The 21,707-nt window shown below is 72.8% G+C and carries 17 protein-coding genes; 6 read left to right on the forward strand and 11 right to left on the reverse strand.

Going from position 1 to position 21,707, the window contains the following annotated elements:
• Positions 1-6 precede the first annotated feature (6 nt).
• The 8 genes from WBQ80_RS09660 to WBQ80_RS09695 form a co-directional block, all read right to left on the reverse strand.
• On the reverse strand, positions 7-423 hold the full coding sequence (locus WBQ80_RS09660; RefSeq protein ID WP_336570730.1) for a hypothetical protein: 417 nt from the start codon (positions 421-423) through the stop codon (positions 7-9).
• Positions 420-2,660, reverse strand: a complete 2,241-nt coding sequence (locus tag WBQ80_RS09665) for a multicopper oxidase family protein (protein ID WP_336570729.1) — start codon at positions 2,658-2,660, stop codon at positions 420-422. The genes WBQ80_RS09660 and WBQ80_RS09665 overlap by 4 nt, the downstream gene beginning before the upstream one ends.
• Positions 2,661-2,796: 136 nt before the next feature.
• Entirely contained in the window at positions 2,797-3,705 is a 909-nt protein-coding gene (locus WBQ80_RS09670; RefSeq protein ID WP_442892664.1) for a serine hydrolase, read from the reverse strand.
• A 93-nt stretch (positions 3,706-3,798) separates the two neighbouring features.
• Positions 3,799-5,790 (reverse strand): M13 family metallopeptidase, encoded by a 1,992-nt coding sequence (locus tag WBQ80_RS09675; RefSeq protein WP_336570727.1) that lies wholly within the window; start codon positions 5,788-5,790, stop codon positions 3,799-3,801.
• A 69-nt stretch (positions 5,791-5,859) separates the two neighbouring features.
• Positions 5,860-6,567, reverse strand: a complete 708-nt coding sequence (locus tag WBQ80_RS09680) for a potassium channel family protein (RefSeq protein ID WP_336570726.1) — start codon at positions 6,565-6,567, stop codon at positions 5,860-5,862.
• A complete protein-coding gene (locus tag WBQ80_RS09685; protein WP_336570725.1) occupies positions 6,560-7,936 on the reverse strand; it encodes a TrkH family potassium uptake protein in 1,377 nt (458 codons plus the stop codon). The genes WBQ80_RS09680 and WBQ80_RS09685 overlap by 8 nt, the downstream gene beginning before the upstream one ends.
• 90 nt (positions 7,937-8,026) lie before the next feature.
• A complete protein-coding gene (locus tag WBQ80_RS09690; protein WP_336570724.1) occupies positions 8,027-8,707 on the reverse strand; it encodes a response regulator transcription factor in 681 nt (226 codons plus the stop codon).
• Positions 8,704-11,184 carry a DUF4118 domain-containing protein gene (locus tag WBQ80_RS09695; RefSeq protein ID WP_336570723.1) on the reverse strand — a complete coding sequence of 827 codons (2,481 nt, stop codon included), beginning with the start codon at positions 11,182-11,184 and terminating at the stop codon, positions 8,704-8,706. Before WBQ80_RS09695 ends, WBQ80_RS09690 begins: the two co-directional genes overlap by 4 nt.
• 120 nt (positions 11,185-11,304) lie before the next feature.
• Between WBQ80_RS09695 and WBQ80_RS09700 the strand changes: the two genes are divergently transcribed.
• The 3 genes from WBQ80_RS09700 to WBQ80_RS09710 all read left to right on the forward strand — a co-directional run bounded on the left by WBQ80_RS09700 (position 11,305) and on the right by WBQ80_RS09710 (position 13,984).
• Positions 11,305-11,679, forward strand: coding sequence for a YccF domain-containing protein (locus WBQ80_RS09700; RefSeq protein WP_336570722.1), 375 nt, complete (start codon positions 11,305-11,307; stop codon positions 11,677-11,679).
• A 50-nt stretch (positions 11,680-11,729) separates the two neighbouring features.
• A complete protein-coding gene (locus WBQ80_RS09705; RefSeq protein WP_336570720.1) occupies positions 11,730-13,115 on the forward strand; it encodes an MATE family efflux transporter in 1,386 nt (461 codons plus the stop codon).
• Between the two features lie 146 nt (positions 13,116-13,261).
• Positions 13,262-13,984: a head GIN domain-containing protein gene (locus tag WBQ80_RS09710; protein ID WP_336570719.1), complete on the forward strand. Its 723-nt coding sequence runs from the start codon at positions 13,262-13,264 to the stop codon at positions 13,982-13,984.
• A gap of 113 nt (positions 13,985-14,097) precedes the next feature.
• Here the strand turns inward: WBQ80_RS09710 and WBQ80_RS09715 are convergent, their stop codons facing one another.
• From WBQ80_RS09715 to tdh, 3 genes are all read right to left on the reverse strand, one after another.
• Positions 14,098-15,174, reverse strand: a complete 1,077-nt coding sequence (locus WBQ80_RS09715) for a LacI family DNA-binding transcriptional regulator (protein WP_336570717.1) — start codon at positions 15,172-15,174, stop codon at positions 14,098-14,100.
• Positions 15,175-15,290: 116 nt separating this feature from the next.
• Positions 15,291-16,484, reverse strand: coding sequence for a glycine C-acetyltransferase (locus WBQ80_RS09720; protein WP_336570716.1), 1,194 nt, complete (start codon positions 16,482-16,484; stop codon positions 15,291-15,293).
• A 2-nt stretch (positions 16,485-16,486) separates the two neighbouring features.
• Complete coding sequence (tdh, locus tag WBQ80_RS09725) at positions 16,487-17,530, reverse strand: L-threonine 3-dehydrogenase (protein WP_336570715.1); 1,044 nt, start codon at positions 17,528-17,530, stop codon at positions 16,487-16,489.
• Positions 17,531-18,002: 472 nt separating this feature from the next.
• Between tdh and dacB the strand changes: the two genes are divergently transcribed.
• The 3 genes from dacB to WBQ80_RS09740 all read left to right on the forward strand — a co-directional run bounded on the left by dacB (position 18,003) and on the right by WBQ80_RS09740 (position 21,637).
• Entirely contained in the window at positions 18,003-19,595 is a 1,593-nt protein-coding gene (dacB, locus tag WBQ80_RS09730) for a D-alanyl-D-alanine carboxypeptidase/D-alanyl-D-alanine endopeptidase (protein WP_336570714.1), read from the forward strand.
• Positions 19,596-19,747: 152 nt separating this feature from the next.
• Complete coding sequence (locus WBQ80_RS09735; RefSeq protein WP_337282532.1) at positions 19,748-21,097, forward strand: MFS transporter; 1,350 nt, start codon at positions 19,748-19,750, stop codon at positions 21,095-21,097.
• 54 nt (positions 21,098-21,151) lie between these two features.
• Positions 21,152-21,637 carry a hypothetical protein gene (locus WBQ80_RS09740; protein ID WP_336573096.1) on the forward strand — a complete coding sequence of 162 codons (486 nt, stop codon included), beginning with the start codon at positions 21,152-21,154 and terminating at the stop codon, positions 21,635-21,637.
• The last annotated feature ends 70 nt before the right edge of the window (positions 21,638-21,707 follow it).

The raw sequence follows: 21,707 nt of genomic DNA on the forward strand, positions 1-21,707 counted from the left end.
CGTTCGTCAGCCCTGCTCGGCGCGCCGTCGCCGGATCGTCGAGTCAGCGTGCGGGCACGCCTCGTCGAGTGCCGCCTGGACCTCCGGCTCGAGCACCATGTCGCCCGGCGACGGGAACCAGACGAACTCGGGCCACTTCGACACCCACTCCTCGCGGCTCGGCGGCGGTGGGTTGTCGTAGCCGTTCGCCGCGTAGCAGGGCGCGGTGAACTCGGTCAGGTAGTCGAAGATCCAGCCGAGTTCGGCGTCGTTCGGGCCGCCCGAGACCACGCGGACCGGATGCGCCGCGTCGCAGGCGTACCCGGCGACGGCCTGTGCCTCGGTCTCCGGCAGCGGATGCACGCTCAGCACCGGGCCGCTCTGGTCGGCGCTTCCGTACCCGCGCTCGACGGGCACGCCGGCGGCCTCGAGGCACGCGGTCATGACCTCGACCCGCTGGTCGTCGGTGAGGTAGCCCTCGAACGGATCGGCCGGCCGGACCGCGTCCGGCCACGTCTGGAGGAGACAGGACCAGCTCTGGTCGGCCGCCTCGAGCCGCTTCGCCTCCGACTCGGCCTCGGAGAGCGGCGGGTCGGGTTCGGGCACCGGCCCGAGGTCGGGCATCGGGATGGTGACGGCGAGCGGGGTCGGCTGTGGCAGTGCCAGACGAACTGGCCGGGATGGTCGAACCGTGCGCGCACGCGCGTGACCTCGCCCGGGTAGGCGATGACCGTGTCCTTGAACCCGGTCTCCCAGGGTTCCGGCGGCCGGATGTTCCCGTCGGGCTGCACGGGCTGCGCGACCTCGTCGCCGTCGAGCACCAGCCCCTCGCGGTCCACGACCTCGAACGCGACCTCGTGGACGTGCATCGGGTGGGCGTCGCCCGTCGCGTTGACGAACTCCCACACCTCGACGGCGCCCACCTGCGGGTTCTCGGTGACCGCCTCGCCCCACATGCGCTCGACCCAGACGCCCCCCTGGATGTCGCCGAGCAGGGCCTCCACGGGCCCCTCGACGGGAAGGCCCGCGGCATCCACGCCCTCGCCCATCTTCTCGATGAGCGCGAGGGGACGCGTGGCGGTCTCGGCGGGCAGCGGCGTGATCGGCGGCAGCACGAGGAACTGCGGCGGGGTCGTCGGGTCGGGGGCCGCGGCCGGCACCACCCGGAACTGCATGACCTGCCCCGTCGAGTCCGGGTCTGAGACCGGGAAGTCGTCGCCGGGGATTCCCCCGCCGAACGGCTCGTCGGGACCGACGTTGGCGAGCACGTGGGAGCCGACGGGCACGTTCGTGAAGTCCACGACGAGGTCGGCCCGTTCCGCGAGCCCGAGGAGGACGCGGTTGCCGTGCGCCGCGGTGAGGTTCACCGGCGCAGCGAGGAACCCGCCCTCGTTGCCGATCTGCCAGACCTCGACGCCCGGGATGCCGCCGAAGTCTAGGATGAGGAAGCGCGACTGGCAGCCGTTGAGCACCCGGAACCGGTAGCGGCGCTGCTCGACCGCGTGGAACGGCCAGGTGCTGCCGTTCACGGTGAGCATGTTCCCGAAGAACTCGGGCTGCCAGATCGGCGAGAAGTCGCCCGCCGGGAGGTAGTCGCCGACGATGCCGTCGAAGAACGCGCGCGTATCGGGGTAGAACAGCTCGCCGTCGGCGTCGAACGAGCGATCCTGGATCGCGAGCGGGATCTCGAAGTACGTCTTGTTCGAGGGGAACCGGTCGCCCTCGATCGGCGCGGGCCCGGGAAGCACGGCGGTGGTTCCGGTCCGCGCATCGAGGACCGCCTTCTCGCCCTCGGGCCCGCCGCGCACGATGAAGAAGCCCGCCGGCCCGGCGTAGACGTTCAGGCGCGTCATCCCGAGCGCGTGGTCGTGGTACCAGAGCGTCGACTCGCGCTGGTCGTTCGGGTACTGGAAGACGGCGTACCCGGGGCCCCACGTGGCGCCGAACCCGTCGGCGGCCTTGCCGGCGAAGAAGTCGTACCAGGTGCCCTCGGTCGCGTACTCCACCGGGATGCCGCCGCCGTCGGGGAGGTACCAGGCCTCGGCGTAGCCGTCGCTCTCGTCGCCGACGCCGGCCGCGCCGTGCACGTGCGTGACGATCGGCACCGGGCCCGTGTACGGACCGGGTGTCGCCCCCGTGAAGGTCGGCCGGCTGTCGCGATGCGCCGTGCCGCCCGGCGGGTTCGCCCAGTGCAGCGTCGGATCGACGGGCAGGAGGTGCGGCAGGCATGTGCCGTCCGGGCCCACGAGGTCGTTGATCCACTTGATCCGGACGGGGCGGTTCCACGTCGTCTCGATCGTGAGGGACGGGGCGTGGTGGACGAGCAGGCCCCTCCTGCTCGCCGACGTCACGGCGCCGTAGCCCCACACCGTCGTCGCGGGGAGCGGCGGCGGCAGCACCTGCTGCGCGAACTGCCGCATCGAGATCTCGTAGTAGTCCACCGGCTTGCCGCCACGGCGTCGGATCGTCCCGGCGCGCGGCATGACCGGCGGCACCAGCAGCGGCGTGACGAATTTGGGCACCTCGGCGGGCGCGAGCGTCCCGCCGGGGATCTCCGCGAGCGCGACGCGCTCGCCGCCCGGCAGCAGGCTGTAGAGCATGAACCCGGCGCCCGCGGCGCCGGCTGCGGCGATGAACGCGCGACGGCTGATCGGGCGGCCCGTCGGGATGGACTCGGACATCGTCGTCCCTTCGTGTTCCCGTCGCCCTCCTCGGCGGACGGGGACGTGGGGACGGCGGGTGGCATGTTCTGGGGATCGGGTGGTCCCAGTGTCGTCCGTGAGCGGGGACGCCGGAGGGACCGAAGTCCCCCGCGACTCAGTGCACGTACTCGAGCAGGTCGGCGCCCACCTGCCGCATGCCGTCGAGCACCGCGAGGCGCGTGGCGAGCTGCGTGTCGGCGTAGTACATCGAGACGGCGTACGCGACGCTCGCGCGCGGCCCGCGCAGCACGCCGACCTCGCTGCGGACGCCCCCGTCGGTGCCCGTCTTGTTCATGAGCAGGAGCCCGTGGTCGGGCATCCGGTGCGCGAGCGGGTCGAGGCCGAACGCCGAAGCGACCATCGAGAGGTCGGCGTTGAGCGACAGCCACCCCACCACGCGCTGCGACACCTCGGGGCTCACGATCTCGCCGCGAGCGAGGGCGGCGAACAGCCACGTGAGCTCCTTCGCGGAGCCGATCGAGAGCTGCGGCGCGTCATCCGGACCGCGGTGGTCGCGCACCAGGTCGAGCAGCGCCGTGCGCGTGAGGCCGAGGGTCTCGGTGCGGGCGCGCACCGCCTCGAGCCCGATGTGGCGGATGAGGACGTTGGTCGCGAGGTTGTCGCTCGTCGCGCCGACGAGCGTGGCGAGGTCGGCCATGGGCAGCGACGGCGTCTGCAGGTGCTGCCAGATGCCGGAGTCGCCGACCGCGTCGCGGGGATCGCGATCGAGCACGGTGAACGCCTCGGCGCTCGTCGTGCCGAGACGCGTGGCGACCTCGACGAGCAGGAGCACCTTGCCGATGGACGCGGTGGGCATGACGACGTGGTCGTCGACCGAGAACAGCACGCGCCCCGTGGCGAGGTCCGTGGCGCGCGCCGACACCTGCACGCCCGCGATCGCGAGCTCGCCGAGCGCGTCGAAGCCGCGCGAGAAGTCCTCGATGTGCTCGTCGGTGCGGTGGCGACCACGTCGGAAGCCGGCGTGCCGAGCACGGCGCTCGGAACCCTGCGACGAGGTCACCACGGTGGCTGGACGGACTTCCTGTACGGGGCCGGGCGCTCCCCACCGCGGCATCGCGGTGCGCTCGACGGGATCGGACGGGGGCTGGGGCGGGTGCTACCAGATGCGGACGCGCTCGGCGGGGTCGAGCCAGAGCGCGTCGTCGGGAGTCACCTCGAAGCCAGTGTAGAACTCGTCGATGTTGCGCACGATCTGGTTGCAGCGGAATTCGTTCGGCGAGTGCGGGTCGATCGCGAGCAGGCGGATGACCTCCTCGTCGCGGCCCTTCATCTGCCACGCCTGCGCCCAGGAGAGGAAGAAGCGCTGCGCGCCCGTCATCCCGTCGACCACCGGCGGCTCGGCGCCGCCGAGCGAGAGCACGTAGGCCTTCCAGGCGATCGCGAGTCCGCCCAGGTCGCCGATGTTCTCGCCGATGGTGAGCGCGCCGTTCACGTGGTGCGGCGCGCCGCCCTCGCCCTCGGGCGCCCCGCCGTCGAGCTGCAGCGGCACGAGCACGTCGTACTGGTCGATGAGCGCCCGGGTGCGCTCCTCGAACGCGGCCCGGTCGGCCTCGGTCCACCAGTCGATGAGGCGCCCGTCGCCGTCGAAGCGCGACCCCTGGTCGTCGAACCCGTGGCCGATCTCGTGCCCGATGACGGCGCCGATCGCGCCGTAGTTCGCCGCGGCGTCGCGTGCGGCGTCGAAGAACGGGAACTGCAGGATCGCCGCCGGGAACACGATCTCGTTGAACCCGGGGTTGTAGTACGCGTTGATGGTCTGCGGGGTCATGAACCACTCGTCCCGGTCGATCGGGTCGCCGATCTTGCCGAGCTGCCGCTGGAACTCGAACTCGGCGGCCGCGCGGACGTTCGCGATGAGGTCGGCGGCATCGACCTCGAGCGTCGAGTAGTCGCGCCACTTCACCGGGTAGCCGATCTTCGGCGTGAACTTCTCGAGCTTGTCGAGCGCCTTCGCGCGCGTCTCCTCGCCCATCCAGTCGAGGCCGGCGATCGACTGCCGGTAGGCCTCGACGAGGTTCGCGACGAGCTCGTCCATCGCCTCCTTCGCGGCGGGCGGGAAGTGCCGCTCGACGTAGATGCGCCCGACGGCCTCGCCCATCGAGCCCTCGACGAACGAGACCGCCCGCTTCCACCGCTCGCGCAGCTCGGGCGTGCCCGTGAGCGTGCGGCCGTAGAAGTCGAAGTTCGCGTCGACGAAGTCCTTCGAGAGGTACGCGGCGCTCGACCGGATGACCTGCCACGCGAGCCAGTCGCGCCACGCCGGCAGCCGGTCGACGGTGAGCAGGCGGCCGACGCCCTCGAGGAAGCTCGGCTGGCGCACGACGAGCTCGTCGAAGGCGTGCGCGGGCACGCCCATGGCGTCGCGCCAGCGGTCGAGGTCGACGGATGCCGCGGCCGCGACGTCCGCCCACGGCATGAGGTTGTACGTCTTCTGCGAGTCGCGCGACTCCACGTTGGTCCAGTGGGTCGCCGCGATCTCGGCCTCGAGGTCGAAGACGCGCGCGGCCCGCGCCGCGACGTCGTCGAGCTTGGCGAGCCCGAACATCCGCTCGAGGTGGGCGCGGTACTTGTCGCGGATGGCGGCGAAGCGCTCCTCGCGGAAGTAGCTCTCGTCGGGCAGGCCGATGCCGCCCTGCTCGGCGAACACGAGGTAGCGCTCGGGGTCGCCCGGGTCGTTGTCGACGAACAGCTGCACGAACCCCGAGATGCCCTGGCGCTCCAGCCGCCCGACCGCCTCGAGCAGCTCGTCCACCGTGCCGGGCAGCGACGCCTCGACGAGCTGCGCGGCGATCGGGGTCGCGCCGAGCAGCTCCGCGTGCTCCTCGTTCATGAACGACGCGTAGAGGTCGCCCACCTTGCGCGCCTCGGTGCCCGGCTCGGCGCGCTGGGCCTCCTCGATGATCTCGCGGACGGCCCGCTCGGCCTCCTCGTAGAGCACGATGAAGCTGCCGTAGCGAGCCTTGTCGGCCGGGATCTCGGTGCGTTCGATCCACCTGCCGTTGACGTGCCGGAACAGGTCGTCCTGCGGACGCACCTGCGGGTCGAGCTCGTCGAGGATGATCCCGGAGGGCTTCGTCGCGTCGGTCATGCCTTCCACCCTAAGCGGGCCCGCCGCGTCGGACGGCGACACGGATGCCGCGGCATCCGCTCGACGCGTTCAGCGCAGCTGGGCGAACCCCTCGGCCTTGCGGGTGGGCCCGACGATGAGGATCATGTCGCCCTCGGCGAGGACCGTGTCGGCGTCGGCGTTGTGCCACTCGGCGCCCGGCTTCTTGTACGCGGCGACGGTCACGCCGAACTCCTTGCGAAGGCCGCTCTGCCCGAGGGGCACGCCGTGCAGCCGGGCGGGCGGGGCGGACTTCACGATCGCGTAGCCGGACTCGATCTCGATGTAGTCGAGCGCCGCGCCGCGGACGAGGTGGGCCACGCGCCTGCCCATCTCGGCCTCGGGCCGGATGACGTGGTGCACGCCCAGCTGCTCGAGGATGAGCGCGTGCTGCTCGGTGACCGCCTTGGCCCAGATCACGGGCGTCTTCATGCCGAGCAGCACCGAGCAGGTCAGGATGGAGGCGGTGAGGTCGGTGCCGATGGCGACGACCACGCGGTCGAACTCGTCGACGGCGAGCTGCGCCAGCGCCTCGGCCTTGGTCGAGTCCGCCCGCACGACCTGCGTGAGCTCGCCGTTCAGCGACTGGACGATCTCCTCGTCGGCGTCGATGCCGAGCACCTCGGTGCCGGCCCGCATGAGCTCGAGCGCGAGCGAGCTTCCGAACCGGCCGAGCCCGATGACCGCGACGGAGTCGGCCTCGGCGATGCGGCGGGACGTGTCGGCGGCGCCGCCGCCGAAGATCGAGAACCTAGCCAATGGCGGGCCTTTCCTTGGGGAGCTGATAGAGGATGCGACGCTCGCGGAGCGCGATCGCCGAGCCGAGCGTGAGCGGGCCGATCCGGCCGAGGAACATCAGCAGCACGAGGACGACCTCGGCCGCGGGCGGCAGGTTCGCCGTGATGCCGGTCGAGAGGCCCACCGTCGCGAACGCCGAGATCGCCTCGAACACGACCACGTCGAACGTGAGTCCGGTGAGGTGCATCAGCAGGAGGGTCGCGGCCATCACGGCCCCCATCGCGACGAGCACCACGGTGATCGCCTGGCGATGCACCGCGCGGGACAGCCGCTTCCCGAAGATGTTCACGGCGCCCTCGCCCCGCAGCTCGGTGAGCAGGATGAAGTACAGCACCGCGAACGTGGTCACCTTGATGCCGCCGGCGGTCCCCGCCGGCCCGCCGCCGATGAACATCAACGCGTCCATCGCGACCCAGCTCTCGTCGTGCATGAGTCCGACGTCGACGCTGTTGAATCCCGCGGTCCTCGTCTGGACCGAGGCGAAGAACCCCGCGAGCAGCTTCGCCGCGGGATCGAGCGGACCGAACGTGTCGGGGTTGTCCCACTCGACGAACGTCAGGTAGGCCGTGCCGACGACGAGCAGCACGGCGGTGCCCCACAGCACGAGCCGGGTGTTCATGGACCAGTGCAGCGGGCGGGTGAACTCCTTGCGCAGCTGCATGATCACGGGGAACCCGAGGCCGCCGAGGACGATCGCCGCGCAGATCGGCAGGCAGATGAACGGGTCGGCGACGTAGCCCGTCAGGTTGTCGGAGTACAGGGCGAAGCCGGCGTTGTTGAACGAGGACACCGAGTGGAAGAGCGCGTGCCACGCGGCATCCGCAGGGCTGAGGTCGTACGAGAACAGGAGCCGCGGGAACAGGAACGCCCAGGTCGCCCCCTCGATCGCGAACGAGATCAGGACGATGCCGCGGACGAGCCCGCGCACGTCGTCGTACCCGACGGCCTTCGCCTCGGCCGCCGTGTTCAGGCGCGCCCGCACCGACAGCTTGCGTGCGAGCAGCAGGCCGATGAGCGAGGCGAAGATCATGATGCCGAGGCCGCCGAGCTGGATGAGCAGGAGGATGACGACGTGACCCAGCGGCGTCCAGTGGAGCTCGGTGTCGACGACCGTGAGGCCGGTCACGCACACGGCGCTCGTGGCGGTGAACAGCGCATCGACGAAGCTCGTGCCGCCGGGCGCGCGGGTCATCGGCGGCAGCCACAGCAGCAGGGCGCCGCCGATCACGGCCGCGGCGAATCCCGCGACCACCGCCTGCGCGGGATGGAGGCGGAATCCGCGTCGGACCCCGAGCCGTCGCGGGAGCCGCGCCGTCTGCCGAATGCTCACCGATCGATTCCAGCCCGGAGCGGGCGTGGCCGGTGTCAGGGCGATGTCAGGATGCCGCGCCCGGCCGTTCGGATTCCGTTAGGACCGACGTCACGGGTCGAACCGGTAGCCCATCCCGGGTTCCGTGACGATGTGGCGCGGCTCCGACGGCACGGGCTCGAGCTTGCGCCGGAGCTGGGCGATGTAGAGCCGCAGGTAGCCGCCGTCGTTCGCGTGGTACGGCCCCCACACCTCGCCGAGGAGCATCTGGCGGGTCATCAGGCGCCCCGGGTTGCGCAGCAGCAGCTCGAGCAGGCGCCACTCGGTGGGCGTCAGCCGCACGGCGCTCGGGGCGCCCTCCGCCGTGCGCACCGTGCGGGCGGCGAGGTCGACCACGAGGTCGCCGACCCGGACGGATGCCGCATCCTCCTCGCCGGTCGGCCGTCGCGACCGGGCGCGGATCCTCGCGAGGAGCTCGTCCATCGCGAAGGGCTTCGTGACGTAGTCGTCGGCGCCCGCGTCGAGCGCCCGGACCTTCTCGGTCGAGTCGGTGCGGCCCGACAGCACCAGGATCGGCACGCTCGACCACGAGCGGACGGCGCGGATGACGTCGATGCCCTCGACGCGCGGCATGCCGAGGTCGAGCACGATGAGGTCGGGGTGGCCCGAGGCCGCGAGGTCGATCGCCTCCGCGCCGTCACGGGCCTGCAGCACCTCGTAGCCGCGTGCGGTGAGCGTGATGCGGAGCGCGCGCTGGAGCTGGTCGTCGTCGTCGACCAACAGGATCCTCATGCCGCCTCCTCCGTCGAGGGGAGGGCGATCACCATGGTCACGCCGCCGCCCGGGGTGTCCTCGACCTCCAGTGTGCCGCCCATCCCCTCGACGAAGCCCTTGGCGATCGCGAGGCCGAGGCCGAGGCCCGTGTCGTTGTCGGTGTCGCCGAGCCGCTGGAACGGCGTGAACACCTCGTCGCGGCGCTCGGCCGGGATGCCCGGACCGCGGTCCAGGATCCGGAGCTGCACGGACCCGCGGAAGCCGCTCGCGGCGACGCGGACCCGCTCGCCGCGGGGCGAGTAGCGCAGCGCGTTCGCGAGCAGGTTCACCGTCACGCGCTGCAGCAGCACGGCGTCGGCCAGGACCGCCGGCGTCCCCTCGGGCAGGTCGAGCTCGACCTCCGACGGACCCGCCTGCAGCTCCTCGAGCGCCGGGAACACGACGTCGGCGAGCTCGGTGCGGGCGAGCGTCACCCCGAGCGCGCCCGCCTGGACGCGGCTCACGTCGAGCAGGTCGGTGACGAGGGCCGCGAGCGAGTCGAGGCTCTCCTTCGCGGTCTCGAGCAGCTCGCGGCGCTGGGCCGGCGTGAGCTCCACGTCCTCCGCCCGAAGGGCGCTGACGGCCGCGTTCGCGGCGGTGAGCGGGCGCCGCAGGTCGTGCCCGACGGCCGCGAGCACGGCGGTGCGCACCCGGTCGGTCTCGGCGAGCGAGTCGGCCGCCGACGCGGCCGACGCGAGCGCGCCCTGCTCGAGCGCGGCGTCCAGTTGCGTCGCGATGACCCCGAGGAGGCGCCGCTCGGACGCCTCGAGCTCGCGGCCGTGCAGCTCGAGCACGCCGCTCGTACCGATCGGGATCGTGACGTGCCGGTCATCGCGCGTCGGCTCGCCGTCGGCGACGCGCACGCGGCCGTCGACGAACAGCCGCACGCCCGCGAGGCCGAACGCCTCGCGGGTCCTCGTGACCATCGCCTGCAACGCGTCCTCACCGCGGATGACGCTGCCGGAGATCGCCGCGAGCAGCTCGGACTCCGCGGCCGACCGCCGCGCCTCCCTGGTGCGACGCGCCGCCTGGTCGACCACGTAGCTCACGAGCAGCGCGTTCACGACGTAGAACACGAGCGCGAGGAGCTGCCGCGGCTGCCCGATCGAGAACGTGTACCGGGGTTCGATGAACAGGAAGTTCAGCGTGATGCCCGAGAGCACGGCCGCGAACAGGCCCGGCCAGAGCCCGCCGACGAGCGCCACGATGATCACGAGCAGCTGGTACGCGAGCACGTCGCTCGTGATGGACGCCTCGGAGCGGAGGCCCCAGAGGATCCAGCTGAGCAGCGGGCCTGCGACGAGCGCGACCGCGAAGCCCGCGAGGCGGCGCCGGCGGCTGAGCGCCCCGCCCAGGCGGGGCAGCGAGAAGCCCGACCCGGCGGCGGCGTGGGTCACGATGTGCACGTCGATGTCGCCCGACTCGCGGATCACCGTCGCGCCGATCCCGGGACCCGTGAACGCGGCCGCGAGGCGCGAGCGGCGGCTCACGCCGATCACGAGTTGCGTGGCATCCGACGCGCGCGCGAAGTCGACGAGCGCGCGCGGGACGTCCTCGCCGACGACCTCGTGGAAGGTGCCGTCGAGGCGCTCCACGAGCGTGCGCTGCCGGTCGAGGGCGTCCGGATGCGGCTCGTGCCGTCCGCCGGCGCTCGTGACGTGCACCGCGAGGAGCTCGCCGCCCGACGAGCGCGACGCGATCCGCGCGCCACGGCGGAGCAGCGTCTCGCCCTCCGGACCGCCGGTGAGCGCGACCACGACGCGCTCGCGCGCCTCCCACCGGCGATCGATGCCGTGCTCGGCGCGGTACGCGCGGAGCGCCTGGTCGACCTCGTCGGCGAGCCACAGCAGCGTGAGCTCGCGCAGGGCGGTCAGGTTGCCGAGCCGGAAGTAGTGCGACAGGGCCGCGTCGACGCGCTCGGCCGGGTAGACCGATCCGCTCGCGAGGCGGTCCCGCAGCGCCTGCGGAGCCAGGTCGACCACCTCGACCTGGTCGGCGCCGCGGAGGACCGCGTCGGGAACCGTCTCGCCCTGGGGCGCGCCGGTGATGTCCGCGACGACGTCGCCCAGCGACTCGATGTGCGACGTTCCCACCGTGGAGACGACGTCGATCCCGGCGGCGAGGAGCTCCTCGACGTCCTGCCATCGCCTGGGATGCCGCGCTCCGGGCGGGTTCGCGTGCGCGAGCTCGTCGACGAGCGCGACCTGCGGCCGCCGCGCCAGGAGGGCCTCCAGGTCGAGCTCGCGCGAGTCGGCACGGCCCGGATGCGCGCGCGGCGGCACGACCTCGAGGCCGTCGAGCAACGCGGCCGTCGCGGCGCGGCCGTGCGTCTCGACCGCGCCCACCACGACATCCTGCCCCTCGTCGCGGAGGCGGCGTCCCTCCTCGAGCATCGCGGAGGTCGTGCCGACGCCCGGGGCGGCGCCGAGCAGCACGCGAAGCCGGCCCCGTCTCATGCACGCCAGTCTCGCACCGGCACCCGGTCCGTCGCCCCGTTCGCCAGGCATCCGAACGGATCCCTAACGCCGCGCACGGCCGTCGCGGCGGATCCCGTTCGGTGCGAGGATCGACCCATCATGAACACGCTGCTCAACATCATCTGGTTCGTGCTCGCCGGAATCTGGCTCTGGATCGGGTACATGCTGGCGGGGGTGCTCATGTGCATCCTCATCGTCACCATCCCGTGGGGCCTCGCGTCGTTCCGCATCGGCAACTACGCCGTCTGGCCGTTCGGGCGCGAGGTGGTCTCGAACCCGCGCTCCGGCACGTGGTCGTTCCTCGGCAACGTGATCTGGGTGATCCTCGCCGGATGGTGGCTCGCGCTCGAGCACCTCATCACGGGCGTCATCATGTGCCTCACGATCATCGGCATCCCGCTGGGCATCGCGAACTTCAAGCTCATCGCGGTGTCGCTCGCGCCGCTCGGCAAGGAGATCGTCGACTCGAGGTGAGGATGACGCGCGCCGGCCGCGTCGGCGGCCGCGCGTAGGCTCGATCCGCCATGAGCTCCTCCCCCGCCTCCGCACCGGCGGTCGCGCGCCGCGTCGTCGACCGCGACATCCTGCGCCTCGCCGTGCCCGCGCTCGGCGCGCTCGTCGCCGAGCCGCTGTTCCTGCTCGCCGACACGGCCATGGTCGGCCACCTCGGCGCGACGCCGCTGGCGGGGCTCGGGCTCGCGAGCGCGGTGCTGCAGACGATCGTCGGGCTCATGGTGTTCCTCGCCTACGCCACGACCCCCTCGGTCGCCCGGCGGCTCGGGGCCGGCGACGAGCGCGCCGCCGTGGCATCCGGCATCGACGGGCTGTGGCTCGCGCTCGGACTCGGCGCACTGCTCGCGCTCGGCGGCTGGGCCGCCGCGCCCTGGCTCGCCGGCGCCTTCGGAGCCTCGGCGGCCGTCACCGCCGAGGCGATCGTGTACCTCTCGATCTCGATGATCGGACTGCCCGCGATGCTCGTGGTCTTCGCCGCGACCGGCCTCCTCCGCGGGCTGCAGGACACGCGCACCCCGCTCTACGTCGCCGGGCTCGGCTTCGGGGCCAACATCGTGCTCAACGCGGTCTTCATCTACGGCCTCGGGCTCGGCATCGCCGGGTCGGCGATCGGCACGGTGATCGCGCAGTGGGGCATGGTGGCGGTCTACCTCGTGGTCGTCGCCCGGCACGCGCGACGGGCAGGGGCGAGCCCGTGGCCGCATCACGCGGGCGTGCTGCGCGGGGCCGCCTCGGGCGGGTGGCTGTTCCTGCGCACCGTCAGCCTGCGCGCGGCGCTGCTCGTCGCGACGTGGTCGGCGACGGCGCTGGGATCCGACGAGCTGGCGGCGTTCCAGGTCACGATGACCCTCTACGCGACGCTCGCGTTCGCGCTCGACGCGCTCGCGATCGCCGCGCAGGCGCTCGTCGGCAAGGGCCTCGGTGCCGGCGACGTCGCGCAGGTGCGCGCGGTGCTGCGGCGCTGCATCGAGTGGGGCGTCGGGGCGGGCGTCGTGCTCGGCGCGCTCCTCGCCGCCGGAGCCTGGGCGCTCCCGGTGCTGTTCACCTCGTCCGTGGAGGTGCGCGACCTGCTGCCGCTGTCGCTCGTCGTGCTCGGCGTCTCGACCCCGCTCGCCGGCCTCGTCTTCGTGCTCGACGGGGTGCTCATCGGCGCGGGCGACGCCCGCTACCTCGCGTGGACGGGCCTCGTGAACCTCGCCGCGTACGCCCCGATCGCGCTGGCCGTCGTGTGGTGGGCGAGCGGCGGGGCGGATGACGCGGACGCGCCGGTCGCGGCACCCGTCGCCCTCGCCTTCGTGACCGGCGCCTTCGTCATCGCGTACCTCGCGGCGCGCGCCGTGACCCTCTCGCTGCGGGCGCGCGGGCGCGCGTGGATGATCACCGGGGCTCCGGCCTGAGGCCGGCACGGTCGCGTGCGCGCCCCTGGGCGGGCGGTGTCGGGACCCCGTGCCGGAGTGACCAACGGCCCTCCGGTCGGACGGGCCCGGCGAGTACGCTCGGCCGGGCGCTCCCGCTCGGACGCGGGGGCCGGGAGGGGCCGACCATGCATCCCGCATCCGTACGCCGACTCACCGTGGCAGCGGTCGGCACCACCGTGCTCGCCACGCTCACCGCGTGCTCGCCGTTCGTGACCGCGGGCGACACGCGGACCGAGGACCGCGACATCGACGACGCCTCGTCGGTCGAACTCCGCACGGGCGGCGACGTCGACATCCGCCTCGGGGACGAGCCGGCGCTCACCGTCACGGGCGGCGAGAACGTCCTCGAGCGGCTCGTCACCGAGGTCGACGACGGACGGCTCGTCATCGCGGTCCGCCGCGGCCCGCTGATCATCGGCGAGCGAGGCCTGCAGATCGACCTCACCGTGACGTCGCTCGAGTCGGTGGCCATCGACGGATCGGGCGACGTGACGGCGGAGTTCGGCGACGCCGAGGAGGTCACGGTCGACATCGGCGGGTCGGGCGAGATCGAGGCGGGCGACCTCGACGCCCGGTCCGTGCGCGCGTCGATCAGCGGATCCGGCACCATCGAGGTGTCCGGCCGGACCGACGCGCTCGTCGTCGACGTCAGCGGCTCGGGCGACGTCGAGGCCGATGAGCTCGAGGCGTCGACCGCGCAGGTCGTGCTCTCGGGCTCGGGCAACGTGGCCGTGAACGCCTCCGACGAGCTCGACGTCACGCTGTCCGGCAGCGGCGACGTGCGCTACTCGGGCCGGCCGGAGGTGCGCAGCAGCGTCTCGGGCTCGGGCGAGGTCGCGCCCGACTAGCGGCGGCCCGTCGTCCCCCGAGGCGCGGCGTCGGCGTCCTCTCATCGCCGGCGAGCGGGCCGGCAGGGCCGACGCGGGCGGCAGCCCATCGGCGCGCTCTCAGCCACGCCGCCTCAGCGGCGCGGCGGCGCCGTCGTGTCGCCGACGTGCAGCGTGCTCGTGAAGGCGGTGCCCGCGGCATCCTCGCCCGACAGCATCTGCACGATCGCGTCGCCGGCGGCCCGGCCCTTCGCCACCGACGGCTGCACGAGCGTCGTCAGGTCGTGCTGCAGCCCGTCCACGCGGATGCCGTCGAAGCCGACGACGCTGAGGTCGTCCGGCACGGAGAGCCCGAGTTCCTCGGCTGCCTGGATGACGCCCGCCGCGAGCAGGTCGGACTGGGCGACGATCGCGGTCGGCCGGGTCGCGGCATCCGCCAGCAGGGCGCGTGCGGCCTCGAGTCCCTCCTCGATCGAGCTCGCCCCGGCCACGTGGGCGCGGAGGCCGGGGTACACGTCGCGCGCACCGCGCAGGCGCTCGAGCGACGTGTCGACCGTCGCGGCCGCCTCGATCTCGGGCGTGAGCGGGCCGCGCACGCGGGTCGGCTCGAACGGCAGGGTCACGGTCGCCACGTCGGTGTGGCCGAGCTCGCGCAGGTGCTCGGCGCCGAGCCGGGTGGCCTCGCGGTTGTCGATGGTGATCTCGGGCACGCCGCCGCCCGGCGCGCCCTCGATGGCGACGATCGGGATGCCGCGGCGCTGGAGCCGCTCGGTCTGCCGATGGAACTTCGGACTGCAGCCGATCAGCACGACCGCGTCGAGCGGGGCGGTGTCGAGGCTGACCGGGGCGTCGGGGTCGCCGGAGTCGGTGAGCAGCAGCAGCGCCGCGCCGAGCGGCGCGATGCCCTCGGTGAGGCCGTCGAGGGTCTGGATCTTGACGGGGTCGAGGAAGGCCGCGCGCACGCGCTCCTCGAGCACCACGCCCACGATGCCCGAGCGGCCGCGGCGGAGCGAGCGCGCCCGGGGGTCGGGACCGGCGTAGCCGAGCTCGGATGCCGCCGCGAGGACGCGCTCCTTCGTGGCATCGGACACCGGGCCGGAGCCGCTGAAGGCGAGCGACGCCGTCGAGGCGGACACCCCCGCGAGCGCCGCGACGTCGGCGAGCGTCACGCGCGGATTGGCGGCGGTCGGCGCACTGGAGTCGGTCTTCACACCACGATTGTACGGTCGAATCGATTCGAGTCGGGCGAAGCACTGCCGGAGGTGCCGTTCTCGCCGGGTGCGCGGCACTCCGACCCGGCGGAGACGGCATCCCGACGGGGCCGGGCTCAGGCGGGGGCCGCCGCGAGCACGGCGTCGCGCGCCTCGGCGAACGCGGCGACGCACCGGCGGATCTCCTCCTCGCTGTGCGCGGCCGAGAGCTGCACGCGGATGCGCGCGCGCCCCTTCGGCACGACCGGGTACGAGAACGCCGTGACGTACACGCCCCGCTCGGCGAGCGCCGCCGCGATCCGCGCGGTGAGCGCCGCGTCCCCGAACATCACGGGCACGATCGGGTGCTCGCCGGGCAGCAGCTCGAAGCCGGCCTCCGTCATCAGCTCACGGAAGAGCGCCGCATTCGCCACCAGCCGCTGCCGCAGCTCGCCCGACTCGGCGACGAGGCGGAGCGCCTCGAGCGTGCCCGCGACGATCATCGGCGCGAGCGTGTTCGAGAAGAGGTAGGGCCGCGCGCGCTGGCGCAGCAGGTCGACGATCTCCTGCCGGGCCGCGACGTAGCCGCCGGATGCCCCGCCGAGCGCCTTGCCGAACGTGCCGGTGGTGATGTCGACGCGGCCCTCGACGCCGCACAGCTCGGGAGTGCCGCGCCCGTTCGAGCCGACGAACCCGACGGCGTGCGAGTCGTCGACGAACACGAGCGCCTCGTACCGGTCGGCCAGGTCGCAGATCTCGCGGAGCGGGGCGATGTACCCGTCCATCGAGAAGACGCCGTCGGTGACGATCACCCGGCGCCGCGCGCCCGACGCGGCGACGAGCTGCGCCTCGAGGTCGGCCAGGTCGCGGTTCCGGTACCGGTACCGCTGCGCCTTCGACAGCCGGATGCCGTCGATGATCGACGCGTGGTTGAGCTCGTCGGAGATGATCGCGTCCTCCGGCCCGAAGAGCACCTCGAAGACGCCGCCGTTCGCGTCGAAGCACGACGAGAACAGGATCGTGTCGTCGTAGCCGAGGAACTCGGAGACGCGCCGCTCGAGTTCGAGGTGCAGCTCCTGCGTGCCGCAGATGAAGCGCACGCTCGCCATGCCGTAGCCCCACTCGTCGAGGCCGCGGTGCGCCGCGGCGACGATCCGCGGGTCGTTCGCGAGCCCGAGGTAGTTGTTCGCGCAGAAGTTGAGCTCCTGGCGGCCTGCGACCTCGATCTCGGCCGACTGCGGGCCGCGGATGCCGCGTTCGCGCTTGGTCAGCCCCGCGGCCTCGATCTCGTCGAGCTCGGCGCGCAACTGCGCCCTCACGGTTCCGTACATGCTCAGACCTCCGTCCAGTCGAGGATGACCTTGCCGGCTCCGCCCGACGCGGCGGCGTCGAACGCGGCGCGCCAGTCGCGTGCCGGGTAGCGGTCGCTGATGATGGATGCCACGCGCCCGCGCAGCTCGCCGCTGGTCTGCAGCATGGCGCTCATCGAGTTCCACGTCTCGAACATCTCGCGGCCGTAGATGCCCTTCAGCGTCAGCATGTGCGTCACGACCTTGCCCCAGTCGATCGCGAACGGCTCGCTCGGCAGGCCCAGCAGCGCGATGCGGCCGCCGTGGTTCATGTTGTCGATCATCTCGGGCAGCGCCTTCGCGGAGCCCGACATCTCGAAGCCGACGTCGAAGCCCTCGCGCATGCCCAGGCGCGGCTGCACGTCGCGGATGCGCTCGCGCGACACGTCGACCGTGGCATCCGCGCCCATGCGCATCGCGAGCTCGAGCCGGGCGGGCGAGACGTCGGAGGCGACGATGAAGCGAGCGCCGACGTGGCGGGCGACGGCGATCGACATGAGCCCGATGGGCCCGCAGCCGGTGACGAGCACGTCCTCGCCGACGACCGAGTACGTCAGGGCCGTGTGCACGGCGTTGCCGAACGGGTCGAAGATCGCGCCCACCTCGGGCGCGACATCCGCGTGGTGCACCCAGACGTTCTCGCCCGGGATGACGACGTACTCGGCGAACGCGCCGTCGCGGTGCAGGCCCAGGCCCTTGGTGCGGATGCACATCTGCCGGCGCCCGGCGCGGCAGTTGCGGCACATGCCGCACACGATGTGCCCCTCGCCCGAGACGCGGTCGCCGACCGCGACGTCGTGCACGAGTTCGCCGACCTCGACGACCTCGCCGTAGAACTCGTGGCCGGCGATGAGCGGCGTGCGGATCTCGGACGAGCACCAGTCGTCCCACTGGTCGATGTGCAGGTCGGTGCCGCAGATACCCGTGCGCAGCACCCGGATCTTGACGTCGGCCGGGCCGGGTTCTGGCTCGGGGCGGTCGACGAACTCGAATCCCGCGCCGGGCGCGGACTTGTACAGGGCCTTCATCGGCGGTGCCTTCTGCGTACGGGCGCCCGCGGGGTGGGCCGGCGCCGGCTTCGTGCGCCGAGGGTCACGGCGCATCGTCGAGGTGACCCGCCCATCGTAGTCGCGGGCAGCGGGCGGATGCCGCGGAGCCCCTGCCGCGGAGCCGCTGCCGCGGAGGCTGGACGAGGACGGCAGCGGTGCGGGCCGCCGTCCTCGATTGGGCTGATCCTCACATGGGGAGCGCTTCCTCCGCCAGTCCCCCTTTCCTCCGACTTGACGGATGGCGCGAGGGGTGGGCGCGGGCCTGGGCCGGACCAGGACCGTGCTCGTCTTTACGGCACGTAAGTGCCGTATCGTTGGCGGTCTTTCAAGGAATTCGAGCCCGCGCGACCCAGGGATGCGAAACCTATGCTGGCGCAACCCTGCTCCGCTCCGGCAGACTCTCTCCCGTGCGCCGGCAACGTCGCCGGGCACGCACGGGAAGGGGAATCGCTTGTCCAGAACACCACGCGCCCGCCTCACGCTGGGCGGTGCGACCGCTGCCGCCCTCGTCGGCGGGCTCATCCTCACCGGAACGACGACCGGCCCGGTCGAGGCGGCCGGGAAGGGCTCGCCCGACATCTCGTCGGCGCTCGACATGGTCCTCTCCGACGCGCGACTCGACGGGGCGGTGGTGGCCGCCCAGGTCCGCGACGCGGCGACGGGCGAGGTGCTCTACACCCGCAACGCCGGCACCAGGCTCGTCGCGGCCTCGACGACGAAGCTGTTCTCATCGGCAGCGGCGGTCGGCCTGCTCGGCTCGGACCACCGCTTCACGACCGACGTCCTCGCGAGCGGCGACGTCGTGGACGGCGTGCTCGCGGGCGACCTCGTGCTGCGCGGCGGGGGCGACCCCACGACCCTGGCCGCGGACTACGAGGCGCTGGCCGCGGAGGTCGCGGCGAGCGGCATCCGAACCGTCAGCGGCGACCTGGTGGCCGACGACTCGTACTTCGACGACGTGCCGTACGGGCTCGGCTGGGCGTGGGACGACGAGCCGTACTACTACAACGCCGCGACCTCGGCGCTCACCGTCGCGCCCGACACCGACTACGACTCGGGCACCGTCATCGTGCGCGCCGCACCCGGGCCGAACGTCGGCGACCCGGTCGTCGTCGGGCTGACCCCGAGCACCGGCGTCCTCGACATCGAGGTGCGGGCCACGACGGGCGCCTCCGGATCGGCCGACACTCTCGCGATCGAGCGCGTGCACGCGTCCGACACGGTGCTCGTCACGGGCAGCGTCCCGCTCCGCGGCTCGGCGACGAGCGAGTGGGTGACGGTCGCCGATCCCACCGAGTACGCCACCGACGTGTTCGCGCGCGCGCTCGAGGACGCGGGTGTCGCGATCGAGGGCGAGCGGCTCGAGGGCGCGACGCCGGACGGCGCGCGCTCGGTCGCCGCGCACGAGTCGATGACCGTGGGCGAACTGCTCACGCCGTTCCTCAAGCTGTCGAACAACCTGCACGCGGAAGCGCTCGTCAAGGCGGTCGGCGCCGAGCGCGCGGGCGCGGGCACCTGGCAGGCGGGCCTCGCGGAGATGCGGACCTGGCTGGGCGGGCAGGGCGTCGACACGGCCGGCATGCGACTCGTCGACGGGTCGGGACTCTCGCGGATGGCGGGCATCCGCGCGGACGACCTGAACGACCTCCTGGTCGGCGTGGGCGACGAGCCGTGGTTCGACACGTGGTACGCCGCACTGCCCGTGGCGGGGGAGTCCGACCGCCTGGTGGGCGGGACCCTGCGCAGCCGCATGCTGAAGTCGGCGGCGGCCGGCAACGTGCACGCCAAGACGGGATCGCTGACGGGCGTCAGCGCGCTCTCGGGATACGTGTCGAACCGCGACGGGCGCGAGCTGGCGTTCACGATCATCACCAACCAGAACCTCGTGAGCGTGCGCCCCATCGAGGACGCCTTCGCGATCAGCCTCGCGGACTGGTCCGCCTCGACGAAGCCCACGGCAGCGGCTCCGAAGGCCGAGCCGCGACGGCACGAGGAGGCGGCCGAGCGGGCGCACCTCGAGTGCAGCTGGGCCAGGGCCTGCTAGGCCGTCGACGCCGTCGACGCCGTCGCGCGTTCGGGCCGGTCCGGAATGGGCCGGCCCGAACGCGCTTGCGACGAGGACGACCCGTCGCTATCGTGGTCGAATCGATTCGAGTCGAATCGATTCGACCCGCCCACTTCGACGACGAGGCAGTAATGTCGCACCAGCCGGACACCGGAGCCGCCATGGCCGAGAACCTCGACCCGCACGCCACCGCCCCCGACGCCGCACGCGCCGGGGCCGACGCCGCGAGCCCGCCCGACGACGCTCCCGTGCGTCCCCGCCGCGAGCTCGTCGCCTGGCGCAACGCGATCTTCGCGATCTTCTTCCTCTCCGGGCTCAGCCTCGCGAGCTGGGTCGCCCGCCTCCCGGCCGTGCGCGACGACGTCGGCCTCAGCACCCAGGGCGTCGGGCTCATCATCCTGGCCGGCTCGATCGGCTCCATCGTCGGCCTCATCGCCGCACCCGCCCTCATGGCGCGGTTCGGCGCCCGGCTCGGGATGTCGGCCATGCTCGTCACGGTCGCCGTCGGCCTCGTGCTCGTCGGCATCGGCGGGTCGATCGCGCCCAGCGTGCCGGTCGTCGCGATCGGGCTCGTCCTCTTCGGCTTCGGCAACGGCGGGGTCGACGTCATGATGAACGTCGAGGGCGCGGAGGCCGAGCGCGAGCTCGGCAAGACCGTCATGCCGCTCATGCACGCCTTCTTCAGCTTCGGCACCGTCGCCGGCGCAGGACTCGCCGCCGTGGCATCCGCCCTCGACCTCATCGTCGCGGTGCACCTGGGCGTCGTCGCCGCCGTGATCGCGGCCGCCGTGATCCTCGCGGTGCGCTTCGTGCCGCTCCGCGCCGAGCTCGGCGACGACACCCATGCCGACGCACCCCGCGACCCCTGGACCGTGCGCCTCAGGCGCAGCCTCTCGGTCTGGGCCGACGTGCGCCTCCTCCTGATCGGCGTGGTCCTGCTCGGCATGTCGTTCGCCGAGGGCAGCGCCAACGACTGGCTCGCGCTCGCGGTCGTCGACGGCCACGGCTTCGACGAGACCGCCGCCGCGGCGATGTTCACGGTCTTCACCGTCGCGATCACGGGCGCGCGCGTGCTCGGCGGCCCGTTCATCGACCGCTTCGGCCGCGTGGCGATGCTGCAGTCCCTGGCGGCGATCGGCGTCGTCGGTCTCGCCCTGTTCATCTTCGGCTCGGAGCCGTGGGTCCTCGTGGTCGGGACGCTCCTGTGGGGAATCGGCTGCTCGCTGGCGTTCCCCGTCGGCATGTCGGCCGCCGCCGACGTGCCCGATCGGGCGGATGCCGCGGCCCGCGTCTCGGCCGTCGCCATGATCGGCTACTGCGCGTTCCTCGTGGGCCCGCCCCTCATCGGCTTCCTGGGCGAGCGGTTCGGGATCCTCAACGGACTCCTGCTGCTCCTCGGGCTCATGATCGTCGCGGGCCTCGCGGCGCCGGCCGCCCGCGAGCGCACCCGGCCGCGCGCGCGCGGCCGCCGCGCAGCCTGAGCTCCCTCCGGCAAGGGGTTCCGCCGCGCGGCATCCGCTCGGCATGATGCACGCATGAGCGAACGCGACGACACCGCCACCGACGTCCTGCGCGACGACGAGCCGCTGCCCGAGCACACCCGGCCCGAGGGCGTGTCGGATGCCACGGTCGAGGCCCTCGGAAAGTACTCCGAGGCGCTCGAGGTGATCGAGGACGCACGGGGGTCGCTGTACCGCTTCCACCGCCTCACGGGCAAGGCCGACCTGGCGATCGGCGAGGCGGTCGAGCTGTTCCGGAAGGCCGGGCACGACGAGATCGCCGACCGGATCGATCGCGAGATCATCGGCCGCAACGTCCTCGAGGGGCGCTGGACCTTCCAGGTCATGGAGGAGTACGACGACGGCTACTACGCGGCGGTGAAGGCGTCCGAGCGCGCGGCGCGCGAGGAGCTCGCGGCCGGGCGGCGGCACGTCTACGAGGCGGAGATGAAGGAGCGCGAGCGCACGCGCGGCCTCCGCCACCACGAGGCGCGTCCGCACGACGCATCCGCCGCCGAGTGATACCCCTCTCCTCGAGTGATGCCGCCGCAACGGCATCACTCGACGCGAACGGCATCACTCGCCCGGGCAT

The organism is Agromyces sp. CCNWLW213 (assembly GCF_037199545.1).
GTDB lineage: Bacteria > Actinomycetota > Actinomycetes > Actinomycetales > Microbacteriaceae > Agromyces.

Coding starts and splice junctions, on each gene's coding strand:
- WBQ80_RS09695 (WP_336570723.1), bottom strand. CDS start 11,184: ATGAGACGGGGCCGGCTTCGCGTGCTGCTCGGCGCCGCCCCGGGCGTC.
- WBQ80_RS09735 (WP_337282532.1), top strand. CDS start 19,748: ATGTCGCACCAGCCGGACACCGGAGCCGCCATGGCCGAGAACCTCGAC.
- WBQ80_RS09720 (WP_336570716.1), bottom strand. CDS start 16,484: ATGTACGGAACCGTGAGGGCGCAGTTGCGCGCCGAGCTCGACGAGATC.
- WBQ80_RS09740 (WP_336573096.1), top strand. CDS start 21,152: ATGAGCGAACGCGACGACACCGCCACCGACGTCCTGCGCGACGACGAG.
- WBQ80_RS09665 (WP_336570729.1), bottom strand. CDS start 2,660: ATGTCCGAGTCCATCCCGACGGGCCGCCCGATCAGCCGTCGCGCGTTC.
- WBQ80_RS09710 (WP_336570719.1), top strand. CDS start 13,262: ATGCATCCCGCATCCGTACGCCGACTCACCGTGGCAGCGGTCGGCACC.
- WBQ80_RS09660 (WP_336570730.1), bottom strand. CDS start 423: ATGACCGCGTGCCTCGAGGCCGCCGGCGTGCCCGTCGAGCGCGGGTAC.
- WBQ80_RS09675 (WP_336570727.1), bottom strand. CDS start 5,790: ATGACCGACGCGACGAAGCCCTCCGGGATCATCCTCGACGAGCTCGAC.
- WBQ80_RS09700 (WP_336570722.1), top strand. CDS start 11,305: ATGAACACGCTGCTCAACATCATCTGGTTCGTGCTCGCCGGAATCTGG.
- WBQ80_RS09705 (WP_336570720.1), top strand. CDS start 11,730: ATGAGCTCCTCCCCCGCCTCCGCACCGGCGGTCGCGCGCCGCGTCGTC.
- tdh (WP_336570715.1), bottom strand. CDS start 17,530: ATGAAGGCCCTGTACAAGTCCGCGCCCGGCGCGGGATTCGAGTTCGTC.
- WBQ80_RS09690 (WP_336570724.1), bottom strand. CDS start 8,707: ATGAGGATCCTGTTGGTCGACGACGACGACCAGCTCCAGCGCGCGCTC.